This window comes from Paraburkholderia sp. RL17-347-BIC-D, from assembly GCF_046027915.1.
Classification (GTDB): Bacteria; Pseudomonadota; Gammaproteobacteria; order Burkholderiales; family Burkholderiaceae; genus Paraburkholderia.
Map to the genome: position 1 here is coordinate 239,835 of NZ_JARESS010000007.1, position 26,957 is coordinate 266,791.

A 26,957-nucleotide genomic window follows, 5' to 3' on the forward strand; every position below is an offset into this window, starting at 1 on the left:
CGAGGTTCCTTGGGCTGTTCTCATTATGTGGCGCGTGAGTGTAAGTGCGTGACGAATCTCGTAGAGGTGGCGTTCGTCCAGGGAAAACACGGACGGTTAATGCAGTGTACATGCCTTGACTTAAAAAAGTCCGTATATGAATAATACGTTCATTGGTGAATGAGCGCACGCCAATACTCACACGAATCGATTAGAAAGCGCTGGACGAAGTGCCGGGCCCCGCAGCCGGGTTCACGCAGTTCCCACAACAACCATCGTGTATGGGATGGGAGTCAGTGCTAAAGCGCTGATCCCCATCGACACAGGAGACAACCATGTCGTTCACGAAAGGGCCGCTCACGGCCCGCCGTTTGTTCCGCAGTTCGTTGTCCGCGGTTGCAGCCGCTGCGTGCCTCGCCGGACTCGGTGTGACGGGCGCCGCGCAAGCCGCCGACACCGGCAAGATCGGCCTCGGTCTGCCGCTGCTGACGTCGCCGTTCTGGCAGTCGTACAACAACTATTTGCCCAAATATGCGAAGGAGAGCGGCCTCGACATCCTCGCACCGGTCAATTCGAATGGCGATCCCGTCCAGCAGATCACGGACATGAACAACCTGCTGAACCTCGGTGCGAAGGGCATCGTGGTCGGCCCGCTGGATTCGGCCGCGATCAGCCGTGCGCTCGACGCCGCCGCGGCGCGGAATGTGCCGGTCGTCGCCGTGGACGTCGCGCCCACGCAAGGCAAGGTCGCGATGGTGGTGCGCGCCGACAATCACGCGTACGGCGAGAAGGCGTGCAAGTACATCGGCGAGCACGTGAAGTCCGGCAAGGTCGTGCAGATCATGGGCGACCTGGCATCGGTCAACGGGCGCGACCGGTCTGAAGCATTCCGCTCTTGCATGAAGGGCTATCCTGGCGTGTCGGTGCTGGAAATTCCCGCAGCCTGGAAAGGCGACGTCGCGGCCACCGCGCTCGACAGCCTGCTGACCGCCAATCCCGACGTGAAGGGCATTTACATGCAGGCAGGCGGCGTCTATCTGTCGCCGACGCTGCAAACCTTGCGGCGCAAGCAGATGCTGTTTCCCGCCGGCGATGCGAAACACGTCGTGATCGTCAGCAACGACGGCATTCCTCAGGAATTCGAGGCGATCCGCCGCGGCGATATCGACGCGACCGTGTCGCAGCCCGCCGACTCGTACGCGAAATACGGCCTGTTCTATATCAAGGCGGCGTTGGCAGGTCAGACCTTCAAGCCGGGCCCGACCGATCACGGCAGCAACATCATCCAGTTGGCGCCCGGCATTCTGGAAGACCAATTGCCCGCACCGCTCGTGACGAAATCGAACGTCGACGACAAAGCCTTGTGGGGTAACACGGTCAAATGAGCGAGCTCACGCCCTCCGTGCCCGTGGTCGAAGCGCTTGAGGTCACCAAACGCTTCGGCTCGACGGCCGCGCTGAACGACGTGAGCATCCGCGTGATGCCCGGCGAGTCGCATGCGCTCGTCGGGCGCAACGGCGCGGGTAAATCGACGCTGGTGTCGATCCTCACCGGCCTGCGCAAGCCCGACACCGGCGAGGTGCGTTTCAGCGGCGCGGCCGCGCCGTCGATCGCGAATCGCGACGCGTGGCGCGAGCGCGTGGCGTGCGTCTATCAGCATTCGACCATCATCCGCGATCTGAGCGTCGCGGAGAATCTGTTCATCAACCGGCAGCCGTTGCGCGGTGGCGTGATCGATTGGCAAGCCATGCGGTGCGACGCGCGCGCGTTGCTCGATCACTGGAAGATCGACGTGCGCGAAGATGCCCGCGCCGGCGATCTGTCAGTGGAAGCGCGGCAACTGGTGGAGATTGCGCGCGCGCTGTCGTACGGCGCGCGCTTCATCATTCTCGACGAACCGACCGCGCAGCTCGACGGCGACGAGATCAAGCGTCTGTTCCGGCGCATCAGCGAGTTGCAGCGCGAGGGCGTGACATTCCTCTTCATCTCGCATCATCTTCAGGAAGTCTATGAAATCTGCCAGGCGGTGACGGTGCTGCGCGACGCGCGGCATATCGTCAGCGCGCCGGTTTCCGCGTTGCCGCGCGAGCAGTTGATCGAAGCGATGACCGGCGAACGCGGCGGTCTCGCCGTCGCCGATGCGGCGGCGCGCGCCGCGTTGCCCGCAGACACGGCGGTCACGCTGGAAATTAAAGAATTGGCCGGCGCCGATTACGAAGGCGTGTCGTTCACCGTCAAGCGCGGCGAAGTCGTCGGCTTGACCGGCGCGACGAGCAGCGGCCGCACGAGCGTAGCTGAAGCGATTGCGGGCCTGCGTGCCGCCAAGCGCGGCACGATCAGCGTGGACGGCGCAACCTTGCCGCCTGGCGATGTGCCCGCGGCGCTCGCGCACGGCATCGGCTGTGTGCCGAAGGATCGGCATCACGAAGGCTTGGTGCTCACGCAATCGGTTGCGGAAAATGCATCGATGACGATCGCGCGCGTGCTCGGCAAGTTCGGCATCGCGCCGCCCGCGAAGAAGAACGCCTTCGGTCAGAAGATGATCGACGCGCTCGGCATCGTCGCGCAAGGTCCGGAGCATGTCGTGTCGGGTCTGTCCGGCGGCAATCAGCAGAAAGTGGTGATGGCGCGCGCGCTGGCCACCAATCCCAATGTGCTCGTGCTGATCGATCCCACCGCGGGCGTCGACGTGAAATCGAAAGAAGCGTTGCTCTCCGTCGTGGATCGCGTGCGCGAAGAGGGCAAGGCCGTGCTGGTCGTGTCCGGCGAACTCGACGATCTGCGCACCTGTGACCGAGTGCTGGTCATGTTCCGTGGCCGTGTCGCGGCCGAATTTCCCGCGGGTTGGCAGGACCACGACCTGATCGCATCCGTTGAAGGAGTCAGTCTCCATGAAGAATAGTGTGCCTAGTCCTGCATTCGGCACCGCGCAAGCTGCGGCTCAGCCGCCGTTGGCCGCGCAGGCGTCACGCGGCAAACGCGCGCGCTCTGAACTCGCGCGTCTGCGCGAGTTGGCCCTGCTGCCCGCGCTAGCTTTGCTGATCGTGATCGGCGCGTTTGTCAGCCCGAGCTTTCTGACCAAAGCCAATCTGATCAGCGTGCTGGGCGCGTCGGCGGCGTTGGCGCTCGTCGTGCTTGCCGAATCGCTGATCGTGCTGACCGGCAAGTTCGACTTGTCGCTCGAATCGACGGTCGGCATCGCACCCGCCGTGGGCGCGATGCTGGTGATGCCGGCGGCGTCGGCGGGCTTCGGCATGCAATGGCCGGCGGCGGCCGGCTTGCTCGCCATTATGGTGGTGGGCGCGGTGATCGGTTTGATCAACGGCTTTCTCGTGGTGCGCTTGCGGCTCAATGCGTTCATCGTCACGCTGGCCATGCTGATCGTGTTGCGCGGCATGCTGGTCGGCGCGACCAAGGGCGGCACATTGTTCGATATGCCGCCGTCGTTCTTCGCGCTCGCCACCACCATCGTGCTCGGCTTGCCCTTGTCCGTGTGGCTCGCGGCGGTGGCGTTCGCGATTGCGGCCTTCATGCTGCGCTATCACCGGCTGGGGCGCGCGTTGTACGCCATCGGCGGCAATCCGGAAGCGGCGCGCGCGGCGGGGATTCGCGTGGAACGCATCACGTGGGGCGTATTCGTGCTCGGGAGCATACTTGCCTCGGTGGGCGGTCTGATCGTGACCGGCTATGTCGGCGCGATCAACGCAAACCAGGGCAACGGCATGATCTTCACGGTGTTCGCGGCCGCGGTGATCGGCGGCATTTCACTCGACGGCGGCAAGGGCACCATGTTCGGCGCGCTCACCGGCGTGCTGCTGCTCGGCGTCGTGCAGAACCTGCTGACGCTTGCCCAGGTGCCGTCTTTCTGGATTCAGGCGATTTACGGCGCGATCATCCTGGGCTCGCTGATGGTGGCGCGCCTCGCCAGCGGCGAAGGTCAAAACTAATGCGCACGCACCTCGGAGAACTCATTTGACCAGCCGCCCATTGCAAACGGACCCACGCCTGATCCTGCTCAGCCCCGCCGACAACTGCCTGATCGCGGCGGCGCGTCTGGACTGCGGCACGCAAGTCGAGATCGAAGGCGAGCGCGTGACGCTCACCAAGACCATCGAACTCGGCCACAAGGTGGCGCGCCATGAACTTGCGAAAGACGACAAGGTGCTGCGCTACGGCGCAGTGATCGGTCACGTGACAGAAGCCGTGGCGCGCGGTGCGCATCTGCATACGCACAATCTCGAAAGCGATTACCTGCCGACGTACACACACGACGCGGGCCACGAATTCGTCCATCACTGATGTGGGCACAATGACGTGGCCTCGCGCCGCGCTGGAACGATCATGACTGACATTTCCGTAGCATCTCCATCTGCCGAATCGCAGCAGCCCGCGTTGCAAGGCTATCTGCGCCGCGACGGCCGCAAGGGCATCCGCAATGTGGTTGCGGTGGCGTATCTGGTCGAGTGCGCGCATCACGTCGCGCGCGAGATCGTCACGCAGTTTCGCGAACCGCTCGACGCGTTCGACGATCCTTCCGCCGAACGCGAACCGCCCGTGCATCTGATCGGCTTTCCCGGCTGCTATCCGAACGGCTACGCCGAAAAAATGCTCGAGCGGCTCACCACGCATCCCAACGTGGGCGCGGTGCTGTTCGTGTCGCTCGGTTGCGAGAGCATGAACAAGCACTATCTGGTGGACGTGGTGCGCGCGAGCGGCCGTCCCGTCGAAGTGCTGACGATTCAGGAAAAGGGCGGCACGCGCAGCACGATTCAATACGGCGTCGACTGGATTCGCGGTGCGCGCGAGCAACTCGCTGCCCAACAGAAAGTGCCCATGGCGCTGAGCGAATTGGTGATCGGCACGATCTGCGGCGGCTCGGACGGCACCAGCGGCATCACCGCGAACCCGGCGGTGGGCCGCGCGTTCGATCATCTGATCGACGCGGGCGCGACGTGCATCTTCGAAGAAACCGGCGAGCTGGTCGGCTGCGAATTCCATATGAAGACGCGCGCGGCGCGCCCGGCGCTCGGCGATGAGATCGTGGCCTGCGTCGCGAAGGCGGCGCGTTATTACTCGATTCTCGGCCACGGCAGTTTTGCGGTCGGCAACGCGGATGGCGGACTCACCACGCAGGAAGAAAAATCGCTGGGCGCGTATGCGAAGAGCGGGGCGTCGCCGATTATCGGCATCATCAAGCCCGGCGACATTCCGCCGACCGGCGGCCTGTATTTGCTCGACGTGGTGCCGGACGGCGAGCCGCGCTTCGGCTTTCCCAACATTAGCGACAACGCGGAGATCGGCGAACTGATCGCCTGCGGCGCGCATGTGATTCTGTTCACGACCGGACGCGGCTCGGTGGTCGGCTCGGCGATCTCCCCGGTGATCAAGGTGTGCGCGAATCCCGCGACGTACCGCAACCTTTCCGGCGACATGGATGTCGATGCAGGCCGCATTCTCGAAGGCCGCGGCACGCTCGACGAGGTGGGCCGCGAAGTGTTCGAGCAAACGGTGGCAGTGTCGCGCGGCGCGGCTTCGAAGTCGGAGACGCTCGGTCATCAGGAGTTCATCCTGACGTACAAGACCTTCGAACCGGTTGGCCCGGCTTGCTTGCCGTCGAGCGCCGCAGCGCAGCATCGGGTCGTTGCGATCGAGCCGCACTGAGCGGCAGGTCCGCGGGCCTGGCAGCAAGCCGTCTGTATACACCGTGGGCAAACCTCGCCCATGCATGGTAAAACACGAATGGGATCGGACTAAGTGCTTTGCATGGGACCAGAGTAGGCGTTGAACCGCCGACTCTGGTCGACAGCGAAAGCGCCAACTCCGATCGACACTGGAGATGCGCTCAATGACCGCAACGATCGGATCGAAGATCGGGCAACGGCGCCGCATCGGCCGCGGGCCTTTGCAGGTGACCGGATTGGGACTCGGAACGGCGCCGCTCGGCGGCCTCTACCGCGATCTGACTGATGAAGAAGCACACGCCACCATTGCCGCCGCGTGGGACGCCGGCGTGCGCTATTTCGACACCGCGCCGCATTACGGCAATACGAAGGCCGAGCATCGTCTGGGCGACGCGCTCCGGCGCTATCCGCGCGGCGACTATCTTCTGTCCACCAAAGTGGGGCGCCGTTTCGTGCCGCGCACCACGCCTTTCGACGACAAGGAAGGCTGGCAAAACCCGCTTCCTTTCGAAGCGATTTACGACTACACGCACGACGGCATTCTGCGTTCATTCGAGGACAGCCAGCAGCGCCTGGGCATCGTCGAAATCGACATTCTGCTGGTGCACGATATTGGCCGTGTCACGCACGGCGACAACCATCCCCATCACTGGCGGCAGCTAACCGAAGGCGGCGGTTTTCGCGCGCTGGACACATTGCGCTCGTCTGGCGCGATCAAGGCAGTCGGACTCGGTGTCAACGAAGGCGCGGTCATACTCGATGCGATGGCCGAGTTCGATATCGATTGCGCGTTGCTCGCGGGCCGTTATACGCTCCTCGAACAGACCACGCTCGACGACCTGTTGCCGGCCTGTGAAAAACGCGGCGTCAGCATCCTGTTAGGCGGCGCGTTCAACTCGGGCATTCTGGCGCGCGGCGTTGAAGGCGATCTGAAATTCAATTACGGCAAAGCGCCGCCCGAAGTGATCGAGCGCGTCGCGCGGCTGGAAGCGGTCTGCCGTACGCACGGCGTGCCGCTCGCGGCCGCCGCCTTGCAGTTTCCGTATGCGCATCCGGCGGTCGCCACCGTGTTGACCGGCGCGCGCAGTGCCGACGAATTACGCGAGAACGCCGCGTCGTTCGAGAAGCCGATCCCCGCGGCCTTGTGGTCCGCGTTGCGCGACGAAGGCTTGCTCGACAGCCGCGCCCCCGCGCCAGAGGATTGAGTTGACGATGCATATCGATGCCCACCAGCACTACTGGGATCCCGCTCGTGGCGATTACGAGTGGCTCACGCCGGAACTGAAAATCCTGTACCGGACGTTCGGCCCGGAGGATCTCAAGCCGTTGCGCGAACGCGCGGGCATCGAACGGACGGTGGTGGTGCAGGCGGCACCGACCATCGACGAAACGCGTTATTTGCTGGACATAGCGCGCCATGAGCCGTCGATTGCGGGCGTGGTCGGCTGGGTGCCGCTGTTGCTGCCCACGGCGCCGGAGGTGATCGAAGCGTTGGCGCATGAGCCGAAGTTCAAGGGCGTGCGGCCGATGCTGCAGGATTTGCCGGACGACACATGGATCGCGAACCCCGATCTCGCGCCGGCGATCGAAGCGCTGATCGCGCACGACCTCGCGTTCGACGCGCTGATTTACGCGCGCCATGTCGAGCCTTTCGAGACCTTCGCGACGCGCTTTCCGGCGCTGCGCATCGTCGTCGATCATGGGGCGAAGCCGCCCATCCGCTATGGACGCGCGGGCTATCCAAGCTGGGCCGATGCGATCACGCGGCTCGCGCAACTGCCGTACGTGCATTGCAAGCTGTCGGGCCTCGTCACCGAGGCATCCCCCGGCTGGAGCGAGGAAACGCTGCACCCGTACGTCGATCATCTGCTGAAGTCATTCGGTCCGGCGCGCTTGATGTGGGGCAGCGACTGGCCGGTGCTCGATCTGAACGGCGACTATCTGCTTTGGCATTCGGTGGCGAACACCTTGCTCACGTCGTTGAGCGAGGGCGAGCGCGAAGCGGTTTTCGGCGGCAATGCCGCCGCGTTTTATCGACTGTGATTTCTGGCAGAGACCTGAAGCAGAAGCAAATGCAAAGCCCATTCAACTGGAGTCGTAGATGACACAAAGACTGGCCGGCAAGACGGCCCTGATCACAGCGGCAGGACAAGGCATCGGACTCGCCACCGCCGAACTCTTCGCACGCGAAGGCGCGCGTGTGATCGCCACGGATATCCGTATCGACGGACTCGCCGGCAAGCCGGTCGACGCGCGCAAGCTCGACGTGCGCGACGACGCGGCGATCAAGGCGCTGGCCGCCGAACTCGGCGCGATCGACGTGCTATTCAACTGCGCGGGCTTCGTGCACGCGGGCAATATTCTCGAATGCAGCGAAGAGGATTGGGACTTTGCGTTCGACCTGAACGCGAAGGCGATGTACCGCATGATCCGCGCGTTCCTGCCCGCCATGCTGGAGCACGGCGGCGGCTCGATCATCAATATGTCGTCGGCGGCATCGAGCGTGAAGGGCGTGCCGAACCGCTTCGCGTATAGCGCCTCGAAGGCCGCGGTGATCGGGCTGACCAAGTCCGTTGCTGCGGACTTCATCACGCGTGGTGTACGCTGTAACGCGATCTGCCCGGGCACGGTGGCTTCGCCGTCGCTCGAACAACGGATCGTCGCGCAGGCTCAGGCGCAAGGCGCGACGCTGGACGCCGTGCAGGCCGCCTTTGTGGCGCGTCAGCCGATGGGCCGCATCGGCAAGCCGGAAGAGATCGCCGCGTTGGCGCTGTATCTCGGGTCCGACGAATCGTCGTTTACCACGGGCCATGCGCATGTGATCGACGGCGGCTGGTCGAACTGACGCACGCCGACCCACGCCGACTCAAGCTGAACCACGAACCGAACACCACTGAAAGGAAGTGCAAGGATGAAACTGCTTCGTTATGGGCCGAAAGGCCAGGAAAAGCCGGGCCTGCTCGACGCGCAAGGCAAGCTTCGTGATCTGTCGAAAGTGGTCGCCGATATCGACGGCGCCGCGCTGACCGACGAAGGTCTCGCCAAACTGCGCGCGCTCGATCCGGCCTCGCTGCCGCTGGTCGAAGGCAATCCGCGCATGGGTCCGTGCGTCGGCAAGATCGGCAAGTTCATCTGCATCGGCTTGAATTACGCGGATCACGCGGCCGAATCGAATCTGCCGGTGCCCTCCGAGCCGGTCATCTTCAACAAGTGGACGAGCGCGATCAGCGGCCCGAACGACGACGTCGAGATTCCGCGCGGCTCGAAGAAAACCGATTGGGAAGTCGAACTCGGCGTGGTGATCGGCAAGCCGGCGAAATATATCGACGAAGCCAACGCACTCGATTACGTCGCCGGATATTGCGTGATCAACGACGTGTCGGAACGCGAATGGCAGATCGAACGCGGCGGCACCTGGGACAAGGGCAAGGGCTTCGACACGTTCGGCCCGATCGGCCCGTGGATGGTCACGCGCGACGAAGTCGCGGATCCGCAGAACCTGAGCCTGTGGCTCGAAGTGGACGGCCACCGCTATCAGAACGGCAGCACGAAGACGATGGTGTTCGGCGTCGCGAAACTGGTCTCGTACGTGTCGCAGTGCATGAGCCTACAACCGGGCGACGTGATTTCGACCGGCACGCCGCCGGGCGTCGGCATGGGCGTGAAGCCGAATCCGGTGTTCCTGAAGCCGGGCCAGACGATACGTCTGGGTATCGAAGGTCTGGGCGAGCAAACGCAGAAGACGTACGCGGCGGAGTAATTCGCGCTCGCAAGCTTGACTGCATGAAGAAAGGCGGTTTCTGCATCGACAAGCAGGAACCGCCTTTTTAGTTGGCGTCGTTACCGCTCAGTTGCGCCGTTCCATGAGCAGTCGCGTGAGCGGCGCCGCTAAACGATCAACTTGCGTGTCTTCGGCGGCGCCGCTCAGGCGCGTTGTTCCGCAAGCAATCGCGCGAGCAGCGCCACCAACTGATCGACGTGCGTGTCCTCGGTGCGCCACGACGACACGCTGATGCGAAACGCCGGCCGGCCTTGCCAGACAGTCTGGCCGAACCACGTTTCGCCCGACGCCTGCGCCGCTTCGCGAATCGCCACCGTCTGCGCGTCGGTCTTCGCGCGCACCAGCACCTGGTTCAACACGACGCGATTCAGCACCTCGAACCCGGCGGCGCGCAGACCTTCAGCGATTCGCGCAGCCTGCGCGCAATGCCGGTCGACCATCTCCTGCACGCCGCTGCGCCCGAGCGAACGCAGCGCCGCCCAGATCGGAATGCCGCGCGCGCGGCGCGAGAACTCGAGATTCACGTTCTTCTGCGCGTCATGCGCGCCTGTCAGATAGACCGCGTCGCTGTTCATCGCCGATGAAAGCGCCTGCGCGTCGCGGCAGATCGCCATGGCGCCGTCGTAGGGCGTGTTGAGCCACTTGTGGCCGTCGGTGGTCCAACTATCGGCGCCGTCGATGCCATCGGTCAGCGCCCGTTTCGACGACGCCCGCGCCCACAGACCGAACGCCCCATCCACATGAACCCATGCGCCGGCCGCCTTGGCGCGGGGAATCAGATCCGCGAACGGATCGAATTCGCCGGTATTCACTTCGCCGGCTTGTACGCAGAAGATCGTCATGTCGTCGAGCGGCGGCAACTGTGCGGGGTCGATGCGGCCTTGCTCATCCACGGGCGCGCTGATCACGCGCTTCATGCCGAAGCCGAGCACGCGCAACGCCTTCTTCACCGTGATGTGGGCCATCTCGGAGATCACGACGCGCACCGGCGGCGCGCCGTCCAAACCGTCGTTGTCGAAATCCCAACCCTTGCGCGCGAGCAGCGCGCGTCGCGCCGCCGCGATGCAAACGAGCGTACACGCCGTCGCGCTGGTGCCGAAGCCGATCGCCGCTTCGCGCGGCAAATCGAGCGCGTCGAGCACCCAGCGCGCCGCGATTTTCTCCAGCGTGGCCGCGACCGGCGAGTTGTCGAAGGTCGACGCGCACTGGTCCCACGCGCCCATCAGACGCTCGGCCGCCGCGGCCGCCGGCAACACCGCGCCGATCACAAAGCCGTAATAGCGCGGATCGTTCGACGCTACCGTGCCGGGCGTTCCGCTTTCGTCGAGCAGGCGCAGCACGTCGGCGGGCGCGTGGCCGTGTTGCGGGAAGGCTTCGTCGAAGGCGGCGAGTTGCGCGAGCGCGGCCGCATCCGGAAACACCCGGCGCTTGCCGATGCCGGCAAGGTAAGCGTGCGCGCGCCGGTCGGCGTCCGCGAGAATTGCGAGTTCGTCCATGTGGCTCCCTTGATGATCGAAAAACTGTTGGCGCGGTCCCTTGAAAACCACGCGCCTAAAGATTGGCGAGGTCGCGGCCGAGCTTCTGCAACTCGGCGTCGATGCGCTTGTAGTACGTGAATTTGCCGATCCGCTGCGCGCGCACGAGTCCCGCATCGGCGAGGATGCGCATGTGACGCGTGGTGGTGGCGGGCGCTATGCCGAGCTTGTCGGTGATGAACGTGCAGCACACGCCGACTGTTTCGATATCCGCATGGTCCTGATACGGGAAATGCCGCGTCGGCTCTTTCAGCCAGCGCATGACGGCGAGCCGGCTGGCGTTGGCGAGCGCGTTGATGCGGGTGAGTTCGTCTGTCATGAGGCGGCGCGCCGAACGGAGTCAAAGATCGATAACGTTTCGTATATTAGCTAAATGACGAAACGTGAACAAGCGCGGTGATGACGGCGCGATGTGCTTCAGCCACGCGGGTGAAGCCGCGTCAGCCCGCGTGTTCGTGCTCGCCGTTCTCGCTGATCCGGTTGACCGTGCCTTGTGCGACGGCAATCAGCTTTTCGCGGTTGCCTTCCATCACATACACGTTGCATTGGCAGGTCGCCTGATGCTGGCCCGCGTAGACGACCTTCGCGCGCGCGATCAGCGTGCCGTTGATGGCCGGCCGCAGGTAGTTGATCTTGTATTCCCCGGTCACGACCTTCGGCCCGAGCAGAAGCGCGCCCGCGAAGGTCAGCGCGTTGTCGGCGAGATAGCTGATGACGCCGCCATGCACGAAGCCGTGCTGCTGCCGCAGTTCGTCGCGGATCGGCAGACTCAGCGTGAGTTCGCTGGTGCTTGTCTGCATCAACTCTGCGCCCAACAGCATGCTGAACGGCTGGGCATGCAGTGCGCCGCGCGCCCGGTCGAGGAGGTCGGTCATTGTGATTCCTTCGGGCGTCGCCCGCGGTGGCAATCTGCACTGGCCTGCGTCGTGCAGTCCCTACCCACTCTAGGAAGCGCGCACGCACCGCGTCAAGGTGAATCGGTAATTTGCGCCGTGCATTGTTGCGCGAATTGATTGCAATAGTGAAGTTGGCCGATGAAAAGGGGGCGTAAGACGATCTTTGATGGAATTGGGCTCAAGCACGGCGCGCTTATGCCGTTAACCCTGACGTAGCTCCCGTCATTCTTTGTCTTCAGGTATTCACGATGTTCAGCAAGATCAAGGTCGCATCCGGCCTGTTGTGTGTTCTGGCCGCGTTCTGCGTTTTCCAGCTTGTCACGGTGGGTTTGGGGTTCTGGTCGCTCACGCGTACTCATGACGACGTGGGCGATCTGTCGAACATCGCCTTGAAGCAGGTGGACGCGGTCAACGAAACGACCCAGCATTTGATGGACGCGCGCATCAACCTCTCGCGCGCCGGGACGCGCATGGTGCGCGGCGGCTCCGAGCCGACCGATATCGTGCAGCACGCCCGCGAACAGTTGACGGCGGCCGACCAGTCGTTCGCGGCGTTCATGAGCGCGCCGAAGACCGGCGACGAAAACGGCGCCCGCGCCGCCGCGCTCGCCGAGCGCTACAAGAAGCTGCACGACGCGCTCGCGGAACTGGTGCAGTTTCTCGATTCGAACAACATCCAGGCTTTCCTCGATCAGCCGACGCAGTCGTTCCAGGACGCCTACCTCGGCGAGTCGCATAACTTCGTGCAATTCGGCAACGCCGCGAGCCGCGCATCGCTCGATTCGATCGATACGCGTATGGCGACTTTCCGCGCCGTCAGCATCGTGATCCTGCTGGTGCTGGTGGCCGGCACGTTCGCCGTGTACGCGGCGCTGCGCCGTGGCGTGGTGGCCCCGCTGGAAGAAGCGGGCCGTCACTTCGACCGTATCGCGCAAGGCCGCCTCGATCAGCCGATCGCCGGGCGCGGCACCAATGAAATCGGCCGCCTGTTCTCGGGTCTCGCGAAAATGCAGGCGAGCGTGGCGCGCACCGTCCAGACCGTGCGCGAATCCGCCGATTCGATCCACTTGGGCGCCGACGAAATTGCGACCGGCAACGCCGATCTGTCGGCGCGCACGGAAAACCAGGCGGCGTCGCTCGAAGAAACCGCGTCGAGCATGGAGGAGCTGACGGCTACCGTCCGTCAGAACGCCGAGCACGCCCGTGAGGCCAACGCGCTCGCCGAGACCGCGCTAGAAGCGACCTCGCGCGGCAGCGAAGTGGTCAACGAAGTGGTCGACAAGATGCGCGGCATTGCGCAGAGCTCGGACAAGATTGCCGAGATCATTTCGGTGATCGACGGCATTGCGTTCCAGACCAACATCCTTGCGCTGAACGCGGCTGTGGAAGCGGCGCGCGCGGGCGAGCAGGGGCGCGGCTTCGCCGTGGTGGCGGGCGAGGTGCGCGGCCTCGCGCAGCGCAGCGCGCAATCGGCGAAGGAAATCAAAACGCTGATCAGCGAATCGGTCGCCGAGATTCAGGGTGGTTCGACGCTGGTCGAGCATGCGGGCGAGGCGATGAGCAACGTGTCCGCCTCGATCTCGCGCGTCACACAGATGATGGCGGAGATCAGCGCGTCGTCGCTCGAGCAGAGCACGGGCATCGAGCAGGTCAATCAGGCGGTGGTGCAGATGGATGAGATGACGCAGCAGAACGCGGCGCTCGTCGAAGAAGCTGCTGCTGCGGCGGCTTCGCTGCATCAGCAGACGCAGCAATTGAAGCAGGCCGTGTCCGTGTTCGAAATTTCTGAATCTGTGTTGCGCACGCAACAATTCGACGACGCACGCGGGCCATCGGCCGATTTTTCGTTGTCCGGGATGCGCGCAATTTAAACCGCGCAAGCGCTCAAAAAGAAAACGTCAGACAAAGAAAATGGCCCGCCGAAGCGGGCCATTTTGCATTAGACGCAAGCGCCTAAGGGTGCCTCAACGTACCTGACGGTACTTAGGCCGGCTGGATGTTCGCAGCTTGCTTGCCCTTCGGGCCTTGCTTAACTTCAAACGTCACCTTCTGGTTTTCCTGCAGGGACTTGAAGCCGCTGCCTTGAACTTCCGAAAAGTGCGCGAACAGGTCTTCGCCGCCGTCGTCCGGCGTGATGAAGCCAAAGCCCTTTGCATCGTTAAACCACTTCACAGTACCTGTTGCCATTTTTAATCCAGTAAATGTTGTGTGTTGCATTCGCGACCGCTATTTCTCAACACGAGATCGAGCGCGAAGTAGGAGTTGTATCACGTCTTTATGACGGACGCCAATCAACCAGTATTCGGGTATTCCCCGGCTTCGACCTTTTTGAGGCCTGGAAAGCAATTGGAAGGCTGTTCCCGCGGGTAGGGTAAACTGCTTGTATTACTCTTCCAGGAAAAACATTGACACATTATTTGCAAGAAGAACTTACCTCGTTCTGGAGTCGTTTGACCCCCTATCTGGCGATATTGGAGTCTAAATCACCTCAAGGAGGCGCCCCGGACCCGGTCGGCCGTATCACCGTCGATACCGAGGACCGCCAGGCTTTCGCCCTTCACACAACCGATCAGAAGCCGCACGGCGACACATCGGACACCCCCACCGGCAACAGCGCAACTTATATGCGTTTTAAATCTGCCGACAGCGGCTGGAGCCCCTGGCAGCGCGAAGAGTATTGATCGACCGGGCGGTCGGTTTGTGTTTCCGCGCCCCGTCGTGAGATCGCGGCCGGCGTTCAGCCGGCTTTGCGATCGATCGGGCGCCTGGCCGTTTTTCGGCCTTAGCCTTTGCGCCCGCTGCGGCGCGTGCGCTCGTAAAAATCATTCGGCTTGGTGCGGATCCAGCGAACGAAGGTGCGTACCGCCTCGTCGTTGAGCAGCGCCTCGACCGTTGAATAGCGCTGCGCCAGTTCGGTTTCCGAGAACAGCGCGTGGAGCTGGCGGTGGCAAATGCGGTGCAACGCGGCGACTTCCTTGCCGCCTTTCGTTTTCGGCACCCAATGATGCAAGTCGCGTTGGCTCGCCGGGATCGGTCGGCCGCAGAGTGGACAGACTTCGTCAGCCGGCGGCGGTCGATACCAAGGTTCGGCGAGTTTCTTGGCCATGGCCAGGATGGCTAGCGAAGTTGAGGCGTTCGCACGTCGCGTGGTTTTTGTCGGCCGCGTTCAGGTCGGCAACGCGTCGTAGGCGGTCGCGAGGTGATAAGGCGTGGTCGACGGCATGTCGGCGCGCGCCACTTCACCCGCCGGCGTCTTGCATTCGAACCAGCCGTGCGGACGCAGAAAGCGCTGCTGGAACAGTTCGATTTGCCGCGGCAGTGCGGCCCGCGCCGCCGGTTCCCCGTGGCTCGCCAGCGCGCGCAGATATTCGGTTTGGGCCCAGATCCGCTGGGTCGCGTCCTTGACCCGGCCGGTTTCGTCGAGCGAGGCGTACACGCCGCCGGTTTCCCGGTCCACTCCATGTTGCTGCGCGAAGCTGAACGCACGCGGCATGGCTTCGACGAGACCCGAGCCTTCGAACACCGCACCCGCCTGCTTGACCAGCCAGAACCATTCGAACTGGTGCCCGGGTTCCAGACGGTTATCGTCCGCGCCGATCGGCAGTTCGGCGATGCAGCCCGTGGGCGCATGCACGAAGCGCTGCGCGAGCGCACCGGCTAGACGTCGCAGCGCGGCGTCGAAAGCGTTGTCGTGCGTGGCTTCGCGAGCGGCCAGCCAGGCTTCGGTGAGGTGCATCAAGGGATTCTGGATCGGCGTGCCCGTCACGCCCGCGAAATCCGAGGTCAGCGCGGCGTTGAACAGATCGTCTTCAGCGGCGAAGTTCGACTGGATCAGCGCCGACGTGCGGTGCACGACTTCCAGCGCGTCGCGTTTTCCCGAGCGCCGGGCGTACTCAGCGCAGGCAAACACCACGAACGCGTGCGTGTACAGGTCCTTGGTGGTGTCGAGCGGTGCGCCTTGCGCATCCACGCTGTAGAACCATCCACCGTTGCGCGTGTCCTGAAAGGTATGCACCAGCGAATCGAACAGCACCTGCGCATGGGCCGCGTCGCCCGCTTGCGAGAACACGAACAATTGCCGCGCGCAGGCCATGGCCCGGTAACGCGCGGCAGGCAGCGGCTGATGATCCTCGGCGCTGACCGCTTCGTAGGGCAGCTTCAGTGCAGTGTTGAAACCCGGGCCGCGCCAGATCGGCAGCACCACGCCAGTGAAGTGATCGCGCAGACTGGCAGCGAGTGCGGCGGTGGAAGCGGCGGGTGGGTTCATGCTCTGCATAGTCAAATGGGTCAAACAGGGTATGTCGAAGCGAAGCGGCCGCGGAGTGGGTCCGTAGCCTGAGTTTCAGAGTGCGGCGCCGTTGCCGGCAAACCTGCCGGTGAGCGTGGATGCTACCTGCTTTGCAAATCGGCAACCGCAAAATCGAGACAGCGATTGGGCGCGCGGTCCGCATGGCGCGTGCGGCTTAGCATAAAGCAAACGGGTCCCACTGGCACTGCGGCGCCGGTGCGGAAAATACTCCAAATAGTTTCCGATAAGGAGGAAAAACAATGCTGGGGAATCTCGAACTCATCGCCCGTCTGGTAGTGGCCGCGGCGCTCGGCAGCGTCATTGGCTTCGAGCGGGAGCGGCTTTCGTGGGCCGCGGGCCTGCGTACGCACATGCTGGTGTGCGTCGGTTCGGCGCTCATCATGATCGTCTCGGCCTACGGTTTCGCCGAAGTGCTGACCGGCGACCACATCGTGCTCGACCCTTCGCGGATGGCCGCGCAGGTGGTGTCGGGCATCGGCTTCCTCGGCGCGGGCTCGATCCTGCTGCGTGGCGAAATCGTGCGCGGACTGACGACGGCTGCGAGCCTCTGGTCGGTTGCCGCGATCGGTCTTGCGGTCGGCGGCGGGCTGTACACGGCGTCCATCGCGGCGACCATCATCATTCTGATTATCCTCGCCGGCATCAAACCGCTCGAGCGCCGCTTCATCACGGTCAAGCAACGGCGCCAGCTGACGATGATCGTCGAGCGCGGCGCCATGACGTTCCACTCGCTGCACGACGAACTCGGCGCCGCGAGCCCGCGCGTCAAGCAGTTCGTGATGCAGCAAAGCGAGGACGCGCCCGAGTGCGATGAAGTGGTGATCACCTTGCATCGCGTGTCGAATACGGAATATGAGGCGATCTGCGGCCGCTTGCGTCAACTGCACGGCGTCAAGCAGTTCCGGCAGGACGACACGACTTCCTAAAAACGGAAAATCCTCGCCGAATGGCTTCGGTGGGCGCGGGCGGCCATGCGACAATGCGGTCTCGAAAAATTCCAACGGCATTGACGAGCGGTGCTCGGCGCCCGCATTCCGGCGACGACCGCTTTTTTCTCTATGGCAGATTCCGTAGCATCCACGCAGTCCCGGCCTCAGCGCGCCGCTTCGAAGAAGCGTCGCCAGGCCACCGTCTCGACCGAAACTGAAAACAAGCTGGCGCGCGCCGCGCGCTCGGCACAACGCCTCGCGCAACTGAGCGAGGCGTCCCGCGACGACAGCACGCTCGATCTGTTCCCCGACGATCCCACCCGCGCCACGCTGGAAGCGATGAATATCGACATCCGGCAAGGCACGCTGCACGGTTTCGAATTACCCGATGTGGTGTTGGCCGCGGTCGGCGCGATCGATGCCGGCGACAACGTGCCGGTGGACGCGCGGGCTGCGCGCCGCACGCCTCGTGCTGCGAAGTCCGATGATCAGCCGGTGCCGGTCAACGCGCTATTGAGCGGGCTCGAAATCGAGCCGTTGGTGGCGACAGGTTCGGCGGCCGGCGACGTGGGTTTGGGTGACGCGAAAGCGGCGGACTCGGCCACTGTCGCTGAAGAGAAATCGGCGGCACCAGCGCGTGATGCATCGGCGCCGCTGTCGCCCTCGATGGCGGCAGCCACCGTGGCGCGCAGCGTGACCGCGCTGCGTCAGGCGTCCGACCCGGGGGCAGCAACTGACACTGCGACGGTGCCGGCTTCAGGCGGCGGCAAGGCGCCGCAACGCTTTGCGGCGACTTTTGCCAAGGCGGCTTCGGCTTCGCAAGAACCGGCTGCAGTCGCGGCCGGCGTGGCGAACACAACGACGAGCGAACCCGCGTCCGCACAGTCGGACGCTGCTACTGAAGGTTCGAAGGTTGGCTTGGATGCGTCGACGAATTCATCGGCGTCCGCACAGGCTAACGCCGCGTTCGCCACGCCGTGGCGCGAAGCCCGCCGCGCCGAGGCGGCCGCGGCGGCGCTGCGGGCCGCGCCGGAACTCGATCGCGCGCGGGCAACCGCCTTCGCCGACACCGTCGACGCGCTCTACGGCGTGATCGCCGATCAGCGCCGCGCCGCGACCGATCATTCGCGCCGCATGAAATGGATGCTGTCGATCGTAGTGGGCGCGTTGCTGGTGACGGTCGCGATCGGCATTACGCAAACGTTGCTGCTGATGCGCCTCACGCGCGAGACGACGGCCCAGCAGCATCGCATCGAACAGATGATGCAGAACCAGCAGGCGGCGATGGCCAGTTTGCTCGACACGCACATGGCGATGGCGAACGCAGCCGCCGCCAATGCCGCTTCCGACGCGGCCGCGGCTGCGGCAGCGCCCGCCGCGCCTCAACAAGCCGCCGCTGCGCCGGCGCATGCGAGGCGCGCCGCGCGAGCGCAGCATGCGCATAAGCCGAAAGCCGTTACCCCGCATTGACAGTCAGTGAGCGCCGTGGCCGGCGATGAGCCGGCCGCGGTGATCCACTCGGCACTCGCCGGTCGCCGCTCCCCGCTCCCCGCTCCCCGCTCCCCGCTTACCAACGTTCGCGCGGTACTCGCCGACCGCCAAGCTCGCCATTTCACCGGATAGACGCCGTAAGGCGCCGCGCGTTTCCGCCACGCCGCAACGCAAACCCCACGTTCTACACTTTCAATGCTGTTGCGAAGCCGGACCGGATACGCCAGCGCATCTTCTGACGGGAGCCACCATGCCGACTAGCGAACACAAATATTCCATCGAGGAACTGTTGGGCGCACTTCTGCGCGATCAGGGCATCCACGAGGGCCACTGGGCGCTGAATGTCGAGTTTTCAGCGACGGGCGCCGCCGTCAAGCCGCAGGACAATCCGGCACGGACGCTGCCGGGGCTGATCGTGTCGGTGAATAGCGCGACGCTGATGCGCTCGGACAGCACGGCGGCGGGCGCGGTCGACGCCGCGGTAGTCAACCCGCGCAAGGCCGCGGCGAGCCCGAAGCCAATGCGCAGCAGGAAGCCGGTATCGACCACGTTGCAGTAGACCAGCCCTTTGCCCCTGAATTGAAAAAACAGGGACGTTGTCATGATGCAACGCAACATATGAAAAATACCCTGCGACAACGCACCACACCGAAAAATTGCTGCATTGCACTAGCTTTTGCCTAGGGAAAACCCTATACTTCTTCTTAAGGGAAAACCCTAGCAAATGCAGTAACTAACCGGGAGTCGCTATGAGCTTCATTTTTGCATTGTTCCAAAAGGTCAGCGACCTCTTTGCGTCGCCCCATCTGCCGCTGGATGCGGACTACTCGTACGAAGCGCGTAGCCGCGAAGCAGAACGCGTTCGCAGAGCACAAGCTACGTTGTTCGGCGTCAAGCTGAGCGACTAAAAGCAAAGTCGTACCGGCCCAAGCGCGGAGCAACCGCGTACGGGCGCGCATGTCGGACGCGCATCGCATCACCATTGAAGCCACAGTTCGCGAAACGCGTACCGTGGCTTTTTGTTTTTTTGGGGACGCTTTTCCGCCGCTCAGGGCTTGTCTCCGAATATTTCCGGGCCGAAATGAATGTAACGGAGCCTGAAAGATGGCCGCAGAGCCGGCGTGGCCCGGTCACCGCGCATGGCTTTGTAGACAGGGCGCGACAGGCAAAAAGCGCTTTGGCCATCCGTCCCTTTCTATGAAATGTGCGCTTACAAGTGCTCACGTCTTCATGCGGTTTGCGCCGCTAAAGTTGGTCTCAAGCGTACGGCGTCTGGTTCGAGCCTGAAATTGCAGGTTCAGGTCGATCTCGAGCACGGACGCTGGCTTGATACAAAACTTTGATGGGAGGTCACTATGAAAACCTTGAACAAGACATCGCGTTCGATCATTGCAACCTTGCTGGCTGGCGGCGCGCTGCTCGCAGCTGGCAGCGCATTTGCCCAAGAACGCGTGGTCGTGGAAAACGGACCGGCGGTCTACGGTCAGCCGCACATGATGCCGGTGGGCGTGTCGATCAATATCGGCTGGCACGGCGACCGTTACTATGACGGCCATCGCTATTGGGCTCATGACGACTGGATGCGCCATCATCCGCACGACTACGATCCGCATCACCACGACGACCATCGTCCGCAGCAGCGCTATTAATCCGCGCGTGACGACGCCGCACGACGCGGCGTCGGCGGGAAGTCCACAAAGCCGGTCCTTCCTTGCGGAAGACCGGCTTTGTCACGTTCGGGCTTGCGAGTCGGCGCTCGACGAATTGATCGACGCCGACTGCATCGGCCGCGCAGCCGTCATGCCCGCGTCGGAATCGGCCGTCGAGGATATCGGCCCGCGCCAACCAGCCGCGACAATGCGAATGTCTCGTCCGCTAATCGCGGTTCAGGCGTAGGCCCCCAGTCGCTGTGCAAAGCGCCGCGCGCATTCGAGTCCGAATGCCGTTGGCGCGATACCGCGATCGTGGTACACGTCAAAGCCCATTCTCCATGCAGCGATCCGTTTACCGTAGCAGGTCAGCGAGTCTAGCGACTGCATCACGAACACAATGGACGGCAGTACTTCTGCATACAGCGCCTCAGCACGCGCCTCGTCTCCAGCAACAAAGGCTCGCTGAATAGCGACCTGCCTGTCGAAGGTATCCGGTGCAACGATCAGGCCGGCGCAACCTGCGCGCAGATTGTCGATGATCTCCTGACCGCCGCGTCCGTTGAATACGGGCAGAGGTGTTCCGAGCGCGCGTAACTGGTCGATGGTCTGACGGACCACAATCGCGGGTCCTTCGCCTTTGAGCCATCGAAAATTGTCGCGTTGACGCGCGAGTTCAACGATCGACTCTGCGGACAGTCCAACGCCGAGATACTCGGGCGCGTTTTGTATGCCAACCGGAGCATGCACGCGCTCCATCACGTCAGCGAAAAAATCGAAATAGAACGATTCGGGCTGATTACGCGCGGAAGGCGGCTGCAGGATCAGCCATGACGCACCACGCGTCACAGCGTAATCGGCAAGCGCGGTCTGGGCGTCAACGGTGTCGCCCGTGATCGTGACGGCGAGCGGCACGCGCGCATCGATGTCAGTGCTGGCCCAGTCGATTACATGATGCTTCTCGTCGAGCGACATGCGATGTACTTCGGTCGCGAGCCCGAGGATCACAATGCCCGGCGCGCCTGCGCGAATCGTGGCATCGACCTGCGCGCGCATAGCGTTTCGATCGAGCAGATTGTGCGGGTCGAAATACGCGTACAGAACGGGCCAGATTCCGCCGGGAGGAAGTGCATCGTTCGCCGTCATTGGACTGTTCCCTTGTCAATGGGCATTAGTGTGAGTCGCGCGGCACAGGCGCGCCGCTCGATCCGACGAGGAAGTCGAGATCCGCGCCCTGATCCGCTTGCAGCACATGGTCGACGTAGAGCTTGTAGTAGCCGCGTTTGGGCGCCTCGGGCGCCTGCCATGCGGCGCGCCGGCGCGCGAGTTCCTCGTCGGTGACGTCGAGATGCAGGCGGCGCGCTTCGACATCGAGTTCGATCATGTCGCCGGTCTGCACGAACGCGAGCGGCCCGCCCGCAGCCGCTTCCGGTGACACGTGCAACACGACCGCGCCGTACGCCGTCCCGCTCATGCGGCCGTCCGAGATGCGGACCATGTCGGTGATGCCTTTTTCAAGCACCTTCTTTGGCAGCGGCATATTGCCGACTTCCGCAAAACCGGGATAACCCTTCGGCCCCGCGCCTTTTAGCACCATGATGCAGTGCTCGTCGATATCGAGCGACTCGTCATCGACTTTGGCGTGTAGTTCTTCGACGTTCTCGAACACTACCGCTCGACCGCGATGCTTGAGCAACGCCGCAGTGGCCGCCGACGGCTTGATCACTGCGCCATTCGGCGCCAGGTTGCCCTTGAGCACCGCGATGCCGGCCTTCGGCTTGAACGGCTCGGCGAACGTCGTGATGACTTTCTCATCGTGATTCGGTGCGTTGCGCACGTTGTCCCAGATCGTCTTGCCGTTCACGGTCAGCGCTTCTTTATGCAAGAGCCCTTGTTCGCCGAGTTGCTTCAACACGGCCGGCAAACCACCCGCGTAGTAAAAGTCCTCCATCAGATATTCGCCCGACGGTTGCAGGTTCACGAGACACGGCACGTTTGAACCCAGTTCCCAATCTTCAAGCGATAACTCCACGCCAATCCGCTTTGCCAGCGCGATCAGATGAACGACCGCATTGGTCGACCCACCGATCGCCGCATTCGTGCGAATCGCGTTTTCAAAGGCCTGCCGCGTCAGGATCTTGTCCATCGTCAGATCCTCGCGAACCATGTCGACGATGCGCCGGCCCGCGAGATGCGCGAGCACCTGACGGCGCGCATCGACCGCGGGAATCGCCGCGTTATGCGGCAAGCCCATGCCGAGCGATTCGACCATCGAGGCCATCGTCGACGCCGTGCCCATCGTCATGCAGTGACCGCGCGAGCGGTTCATGCACGACTCGGCTTCGGTGAATTCTTCCTGCGTCATCGTGCCGGCGCGCACTTCCTCGGACATCTGCCAGACACCCGTGCCGGAGCCGATGTTCTTGCCGCGAAACCGGCCATTGAGCATCGGTCCGCCGGACACGGCCAGCGCCGGCAGATTGCACGACGCCGCGCCCATCAGCAGCGCGGGCGTGGTCTTGTCGCAACCCACAAGCAGAATCACGCCGTCCATCGGATTGCCGCGAATCGACTCTTCGACATCCATCGAGGCCAGATTGCGAAACAGCATCGCGGTAGGCCGCAGATTGGATTCGCCAAGTGACATCACCGGAAACTCGAGCGGCAAGCCTCCCGCTTCATGCACGCCTTTCTTCACGTACTCCGCCAACTCGCGAAAATGCGCGTTACATGGCGTGAGTTCCGACCACGTATTGCAGATGCCGATCACCGGACGTCCGTCGAACTCATCGTGCGGAATACCCTGGTTTTTCATCCACGAGCGGTGGATAAATCCATCCTTGTCGTTCCTGCCGAACCAGCTTTGTGAACGAAGCTTGCGCATGTCCTGTCTCCCGGAAACCTTCGTGATGAGGTGATGCCGTATCTATTAGAATCGTCCTGGCGCGAGTTGTGCTCGTATTCTGAGCTTAATTGGCCGTGGCTTAATGGTAATCAATGAAAGGGCATTGCGCCTATAAGCATGCAGGTGCCTTCAAGATTCGCAACTTAGAGTCTCATCTCACGGATCGTCGAAATGCCGTCATACGTGATAGCAAAAGGCACGGTAGACACCGCACCTTTCGACGTGTCGGCCAAAAATTGACGATAATGTTCCCAAGGAACGATTACAGGTCGTGCTCCGTCGTCGGAGACGCCGCCGAATCTAAAAAAAAACATGAGACGACTGCTCCTCGCTGCGTTGGCAGCCACTTCTTTCGTGACCTGCGTTCATGCGCAAAGCAACGCGTCCGGGCCGCTCGTCACGCCCTCGGGCAACCTGCAATTCGTGCGTGTCGATCACGATTTCGTCGGGATGCTCGACAAGGAAGTTTTCGATCGCTTCGGCGCAAACACGCTCAGTCATTTCGATGACGTCGGCAGCGCAGATGACACCGTCACGCGCATGCTCGTGCAAACTGAGTCCGGCCCAGTGCTGTACGACTTCCGCCACCATCCGCCGCTTGTGCAACGCTCGGGTAAGCGCATGACGGTCAAGCGCGTGTTCTGGCAAGGCGATGAAGTCGTGATGCAAAGCTCGCAAGGCTGGTTCCGATTCCAACGCGGCGTGCTGACGAAGCTGCAGTCGTCTACGACGACGTATCATTGAATCCGCGCTCGTCGGTGATGACATACATCGCTTCACGATGTCAGGCACGTCTCGATCTCGACACGGCGGAGTCTGGAAAAGCTCATGTCATTACTCCGTCGTTGCAGGTTTTTCCACACTGCATCGACATAGGAAATGCACGGCAAACATCAAAATCACGCACACCTGGCGTTTCGGATGCCGCTGTCGATGCACGCCAGCGGCCCGCGCCACTCTGCGGTATAAATGCCGTCTCGCCCCATTCGCAAAGCCCCTAAACCTCCATGCCCCACTACTTCTACGACCCCGCCACCGGTCATGGCCTCCCGCACGATCCGTTCAAAGCCATCGTCGCCCCGCGTCTGATCGGCTGGATTTCCTCGCGCGACGCCGAAGGCACATTGAACCTCGCGCCCTATAGTTTCTTCGGCGCATTCGCGACCTTTCCGGCGATCATCGGCTTCTCCAGCGAAGGCCGCAAAGACAGCGTCGCCAACATCGAAGCCACCGGCGAATTCGTCTGGAATCTCGCCACCAAGCCACTCGCTGAGCAGATGAACCGCTCATCGGCGCCAGTCGCGCCGCACGTCGACGAATTTGAACTCGCGGGCCTCACGCCCGCGCCGGGCCGCAACGTGGCCGTGCCGCACGTCGCCGAATCGCCGGCGGCGCTCGAATGCAAGCTGCTGCAAGTGGTGCGTCTGCATACGCTCGACGGCAAGCCGATGGACAACTACCTGTCGCTCGGGCAGGTGGTCGGCGTGCATATCAACGAGGCGTATCTGAAAGACGGCCTGTTCGACACCCACGCAGCGCAGCCGATCATGCGCGCCGGCTACCGCGCCGACTACGCGGAAATCGGCGACATGTTCCAGATGTTCCGCCCGACCGCATAACGTCACCGCGCTTGAGAACACGTCGCGCCGCGTAAGGCGGCGCGACGTCCACGGCATTGCCTCGGAAGCGCGCAAAAGCAAAAAAAGCAGAGTCCGCGCACTGGCCCGCTTGATGCTTGCAACCGACGCTCCACTGCGTCGTTTTCAATGCCGGCTCACTCGCGAGGAGCGCGATCATGTCCACCGAATTCGCCACGCAATTCAGTCATGTCCGTCCGCAAGACACGTCCTATGAGGATCAGGGCTTGCGCGACTTTTTTCTCTACCGCGATTTAGGCATCGCGCAGGCGACCGGCGGCAAGGTGCTCGCGCAACTCGTCAAGGCGAATCACGCACCAGAGCAAGGCACCGGCTGGCACCGTCATGAGGCCGATTTCCACATTGTGATCATGTTGAAGGGCTGGGCGCGCTTCATGTACGGCGACAAGGAGACGCTCGTTGCCGCCGGCGATTGCGTGCATCAGGCGCCGGGCATCGTCCACTATCTGTTCGACTACTCGGAGGATATGGAGTACATCGAAATCGTCTCGCCGGCCGATTTCAAATCGATCGAAGTCGAAGGGCCGTGCGAGGTGCCCGCAGTGACGCCTTGGAAGAGCGTCGCGGCGTAGCGAAGCCAACAGCGGCCGCCTGTTTGCTTGTGTCGCGTGAGGACTACGCAATCAAGCAAGCCGCCGCCAACAACAACTCATTGCGTCGCTGGCGGCCGCCTGCGCGGAGCACGCGGCGCCTGCGGCTTGATGGCAGCCGTTGAACCCGCGCTCGACGTGGCGCTCGATCCATTCGACCCGACCGACGTCGCCGCATCCCCATCCACATCGACCACCGCCGTCGCCGCCGGCGCCGCCGGAGTGACTTCTGCAGCCGCCGCAGCAGGCACCGGCTGGATCGTGCGCGCGCGCGAACTCACCAGCACCGCACGCGGTTCGTTGTCGTAGATCACGGCGCGCACGCGCGGATAAATGTGCCGCTCCCAGCGGTGTCCATTGAACACGCCGTAATGTCCCACGCCGGTCTGCACGTGATGGGTTTTCAAATAGGGCCGCAACTTGTCGCACATGTCCTGCGCGGCGAGTGTCTGCCCGACGGCGCAAATATCGTCCTTCTCGCCTTCCACGGTGAGCAACGCCGTGCGGCGAATCTTCGACGGTTCGACGAGACGCCCTCGCACTTCGAGCGCATGCAACGGCAGTGCATGCCGCTGAAACACCGTATCGACGGTTTCCAGATAGAAATCGGCAGTCAGGTCCATCGTCGCGAAGTATTCTTCATAGAAGGTGTGAATCGTGTCGGCCTTCGCCGGATCGCCTTTGGCGCGCTCGTAATGCATCGTCTCGAACGAGTCGAGATGCCGGTTGAGATTCATCGCCATGAACGCGGTCAATTGCACGAAACCTGGATACACGCGCCGATGCGCGCCCGCAAAACCGAACGGCACCGCGCTGATCAGATTCTGTTCGAACCACTCGATCGGTTTGCTTTTGGCGAGTTCGTTGACGCGCGTCGGATTGATGCGGGTATCGAGCGGACCGGCCATCAGCGTCATGCTGGCTGGTTGCGCGGGATGATCGTCGGCGGCCATGAGCGCGACCGCGGCCAGCGCGGCGACGGTCGGCTGGCACACGGCGAGCAGATGCGCGCCGGGTCCGATCGTTTCGGTGAAGTCGATCACATGCTGCACGAATTCGTCGAAGCCGAAGCGGCCCTGGCTCAACGGTACGTCGCGCGGGTTGTGCCAGTCGGTGATGTAGACGTCGTGTTCGGCCAGCATGGTGCGCACGGTGCCGCGCAGCAGGGTGGCGAAGTGGCCGGACATCGGCGCGATCACCAGCACACGGGGCTGTGGCGCCGACGGCTGGGTCTCCTTACGGAAATGCAACAGCGAACAGAACGGCGTGTGCGCGGCGACTTCCTCGACGACCGGCACGGATTTGCCTTCCGATATCACGCTGTCGATCTCGAACGGCGGCCGCACGGGCGTGAGTCCGGCCAGCGTCAACAGCTCGCAGGCCGCACGGATCGAGCGTCCGTGCGACGTCTCGCCGAACGCAGGCCACGCGTCGAGCGAATGATTCACCAGCGAAGCGCCGTGCCGCATCGGCAGCATGATGTCGGCCAAAGCCTGGTATGTAGGATATGCGAACAGGTTCATAACCTTCGCACGAATGCTGAAAAGGAAGGAA

28 protein-coding genes are annotated in these 26,957 nt (G+C 63.0%); 19 read left to right on the top strand and 9 right to left on the bottom strand.

The window, feature by feature from the left end; all coding sequences use genetic code 11:
• The first annotated feature begins 314 nt into the window (after positions 1–314).
• The 9 genes from P0D96_RS12765 (at position 315) to P0D96_RS12805 (ending at position 9,420) form a co-directional block, all read left to right on the top strand.
• The gene (locus P0D96_RS12765; RefSeq protein WP_132383524.1) at positions 315–1,364 is read left to right on the top strand and encodes a sugar ABC transporter substrate-binding protein; all 1,050 of its coding nucleotides are present in this window, start codon (positions 315–317) and stop codon (positions 1,362–1,364) included.
• Positions 1,361–2,881 carry a sugar ABC transporter ATP-binding protein gene (locus P0D96_RS12770; RefSeq protein WP_408313676.1) on the top strand — a complete coding sequence of 507 codons (1,521 nt, stop codon included), beginning with the start codon at positions 1,361–1,363 and terminating at the stop codon, positions 2,879–2,881. The genes P0D96_RS12765 and P0D96_RS12770 overlap by 4 nt, the downstream gene beginning before the upstream one ends.
• A complete protein-coding gene (locus P0D96_RS12775; RefSeq protein WP_408313678.1) occupies positions 2,871–3,926 on the top strand; it encodes an ABC transporter permease in 1,056 nt (351 codons plus the stop codon). The genes P0D96_RS12770 and P0D96_RS12775 overlap by 11 nt, the downstream gene beginning before the upstream one ends.
• A 25-nt stretch (positions 3,927–3,951) precedes the next feature.
• Positions 3,952–4,278, top strand: coding sequence for a UxaA family hydrolase (locus P0D96_RS12780; protein WP_408177654.1), 327 nt, complete (start codon positions 3,952–3,954; stop codon positions 4,276–4,278).
• 42 nt (positions 4,279–4,320) lie between these two features.
• Positions 4,321–5,640, top strand: a complete 1,320-nt coding sequence (locus P0D96_RS12785; protein WP_132383532.1) for a UxaA family hydrolase — start codon at positions 4,321–4,323, stop codon at positions 5,638–5,640.
• Between the two features lie 184 nt (positions 5,641–5,824).
• On the top strand, positions 5,825–6,865 hold the full coding sequence (locus P0D96_RS12790) for an aldo/keto reductase (protein ID WP_408284885.1): 1,041 nt from the start codon (positions 5,825–5,827) through the stop codon (positions 6,863–6,865).
• A 7-nt stretch (positions 6,866–6,872) separates the two neighbouring features.
• Positions 6,873–7,703 (top strand): amidohydrolase family protein, encoded by an 831-nt coding sequence (locus tag P0D96_RS12795; RefSeq protein WP_408313680.1) that lies wholly within the window; start codon positions 6,873–6,875, stop codon positions 7,701–7,703.
• A 58-nt stretch (positions 7,704–7,761) separates the two neighbouring features.
• Positions 7,762–8,505, top strand: a complete 744-nt coding sequence (locus P0D96_RS12800) for an SDR family oxidoreductase (protein ID WP_132383538.1) — start codon at positions 7,762–7,764, stop codon at positions 8,503–8,505.
• A 66-nt stretch (positions 8,506–8,571) separates the two neighbouring features.
• Complete coding sequence (locus P0D96_RS12805) at positions 8,572–9,420, top strand: ureidoglycolate lyase (RefSeq protein WP_132383540.1); 849 nt, start codon at positions 8,572–8,574, stop codon at positions 9,418–9,420.
• A 164-nt stretch (positions 9,421–9,584) separates the two neighbouring features.
• Here P0D96_RS12805 and P0D96_RS12810 read toward each other — a convergent pair whose 3' ends face one another.
• From P0D96_RS12810 to P0D96_RS12820, 3 genes are all read right to left on the bottom strand, one after another.
• Complete coding sequence (locus P0D96_RS12810; protein WP_408313682.1) at positions 9,585–10,937, bottom strand: pyridoxal phosphate-dependent decarboxylase family protein; 1,353 nt, start codon at positions 10,935–10,937, stop codon at positions 9,585–9,587.
• 55 nt (positions 10,938–10,992) lie between these two features.
• On the bottom strand, positions 10,993–11,295 hold the full coding sequence (locus P0D96_RS12815; RefSeq protein WP_106281679.1) for an ArsR/SmtB family transcription factor: 303 nt from the start codon (positions 11,293–11,295) through the stop codon (positions 10,993–10,995).
• Positions 11,296–11,416: 121 nt separating this feature from the next.
• Positions 11,417–11,851 carry a PaaI family thioesterase gene (locus P0D96_RS12820; protein ID WP_012428699.1) on the bottom strand — a complete coding sequence of 145 codons (435 nt, stop codon included), beginning with the start codon at positions 11,849–11,851 and terminating at the stop codon, positions 11,417–11,419.
• Positions 11,852–12,120: 269 nt separating this feature from the next.
• Between P0D96_RS12820 and P0D96_RS12825 the strand changes: the two genes are divergently transcribed.
• Positions 12,121–13,743 (top strand): methyl-accepting chemotaxis protein, encoded by a 1,623-nt coding sequence (locus P0D96_RS12825; protein ID WP_132383546.1) that lies wholly within the window; start codon positions 12,121–12,123, stop codon positions 13,741–13,743.
• Between the two features lie 112 nt (positions 13,744–13,855).
• On the opposite strand, the gene P0D96_RS12830 is transcribed toward P0D96_RS12825, so the two are convergent.
• Complete coding sequence (locus P0D96_RS12830) at positions 13,856–14,059, bottom strand: cold-shock protein (RefSeq protein ID WP_007178724.1); 204 nt, start codon at positions 14,057–14,059, stop codon at positions 13,856–13,858.
• Between the two features lie 218 nt (positions 14,060–14,277).
• Between P0D96_RS12830 and P0D96_RS12835 the strand changes: the two genes are divergently transcribed.
• On the top strand, positions 14,278–14,553 hold the full coding sequence (locus P0D96_RS12835) for a hypothetical protein (protein WP_408313684.1): 276 nt from the start codon (positions 14,278–14,280) through the stop codon (positions 14,551–14,553).
• Positions 14,554–14,654: 101 nt separating this feature from the next.
• Here the strand turns inward: P0D96_RS12835 and P0D96_RS12840 are convergent, their stop codons facing one another.
• Entirely contained in the window at positions 14,655–14,978 is a 324-nt protein-coding gene (locus P0D96_RS12840; RefSeq protein ID WP_132383550.1) for an HNH endonuclease, read from the bottom strand.
• Between the two features lie 60 nt (positions 14,979–15,038).
• Positions 15,039–16,148 (bottom strand): AGE family epimerase/isomerase, encoded by a 1,110-nt coding sequence (locus P0D96_RS12845; protein WP_408313686.1) that lies wholly within the window; start codon positions 16,146–16,148, stop codon positions 15,039–15,041.
• 272 nt (positions 16,149–16,420) lie between these two features.
• Here P0D96_RS12845 and P0D96_RS12850 point away from each other — a divergent pair, with 272 nt between their 5' ends.
• The 5 genes from P0D96_RS12850 to P0D96_RS12870 all read left to right on the top strand — a co-directional run bounded on the left by P0D96_RS12850 (position 16,421) and on the right by P0D96_RS12870 (position 20,250).
• Positions 16,421–17,107, top strand: coding sequence for an MgtC/SapB family protein (locus P0D96_RS12850; RefSeq protein ID WP_132383552.1), 687 nt, complete (start codon positions 16,421–16,423; stop codon positions 17,105–17,107).
• A 132-nt stretch (positions 17,108–17,239) separates the two neighbouring features.
• The gene (locus P0D96_RS12855; RefSeq protein WP_408313688.1) at positions 17,240–18,580 is read left to right on the top strand and encodes a hypothetical protein; all 1,341 of its coding nucleotides are present in this window, start codon (positions 17,240–17,242) and stop codon (positions 18,578–18,580) included.
• Positions 18,581–18,851: 271 nt separating this feature from the next.
• A complete protein-coding gene (locus tag P0D96_RS12860) occupies positions 18,852–19,160 on the top strand; it encodes a hypothetical protein (RefSeq protein ID WP_408313690.1) in 309 nt (102 codons plus the stop codon).
• A 190-nt stretch (positions 19,161–19,350) separates the two neighbouring features.
• Entirely contained in the window at positions 19,351–19,509 is a 159-nt protein-coding gene (locus P0D96_RS12865; protein ID WP_165924046.1) for a hypothetical protein, read from the top strand.
• A gap of 447 nt (positions 19,510–19,956) precedes the next feature.
• Positions 19,957–20,250: a hypothetical protein gene (locus P0D96_RS12870; protein WP_132383558.1), complete on the top strand. Its 294-nt coding sequence runs from the start codon at positions 19,957–19,959 to the stop codon at positions 20,248–20,250.
• Between the two features lie 237 nt (positions 20,251–20,487).
• Here P0D96_RS12870 and P0D96_RS12875 read toward each other — a convergent pair whose 3' ends face one another.
• Together P0D96_RS12875 and P0D96_RS12880 are read right to left on the bottom strand one after the other, a co-directional pair.
• Complete coding sequence (locus P0D96_RS12875) at positions 20,488–21,396, bottom strand: dihydrodipicolinate synthase family protein (protein ID WP_408313692.1); 909 nt, start codon at positions 21,394–21,396, stop codon at positions 20,488–20,490.
• A gap of 25 nt (positions 21,397–21,421) precedes the next feature.
• Positions 21,422–23,134 (bottom strand): IlvD/Edd family dehydratase, encoded by a 1,713-nt coding sequence (locus P0D96_RS12880; RefSeq protein ID WP_408313694.1) that lies wholly within the window; start codon positions 23,132–23,134, stop codon positions 21,422–21,424.
• Between the two features lie 333 nt (positions 23,135–23,467).
• On the opposite strand from P0D96_RS12880, the gene P0D96_RS12885 reads away from it, so the two are divergent.
• The 3 genes from P0D96_RS12885 (at position 23,468) to P0D96_RS12895 (ending at position 25,385) form a co-directional block, all read left to right on the top strand.
• Positions 23,468–23,899 (top strand): hypothetical protein, encoded by a 432-nt coding sequence (locus tag P0D96_RS12885; RefSeq protein ID WP_408177665.1) that lies wholly within the window; start codon positions 23,468–23,470, stop codon positions 23,897–23,899.
• Positions 23,900–24,162: 263 nt separating this feature from the next.
• Positions 24,163–24,774, top strand: coding sequence for a flavin reductase family protein (locus P0D96_RS12890; protein WP_408259572.1), 612 nt, complete (start codon positions 24,163–24,165; stop codon positions 24,772–24,774).
• A gap of 176 nt (positions 24,775–24,950) precedes the next feature.
• Positions 24,951–25,385, top strand: coding sequence for a cupin domain-containing protein (locus P0D96_RS12895; protein WP_132383565.1), 435 nt, complete (start codon positions 24,951–24,953; stop codon positions 25,383–25,385).
• A gap of 77 nt (positions 25,386–25,462) precedes the next feature.
• Here the strand turns inward: P0D96_RS12895 and P0D96_RS12900 are convergent, their stop codons facing one another.
• Positions 25,463–26,926, bottom strand: a complete 1,464-nt coding sequence (locus tag P0D96_RS12900) for a polyhydroxyalkanoate depolymerase (protein ID WP_408313696.1) — start codon at positions 26,924–26,926, stop codon at positions 25,463–25,465.
• Positions 26,927–26,957: the final 31 nt, after the last annotated feature.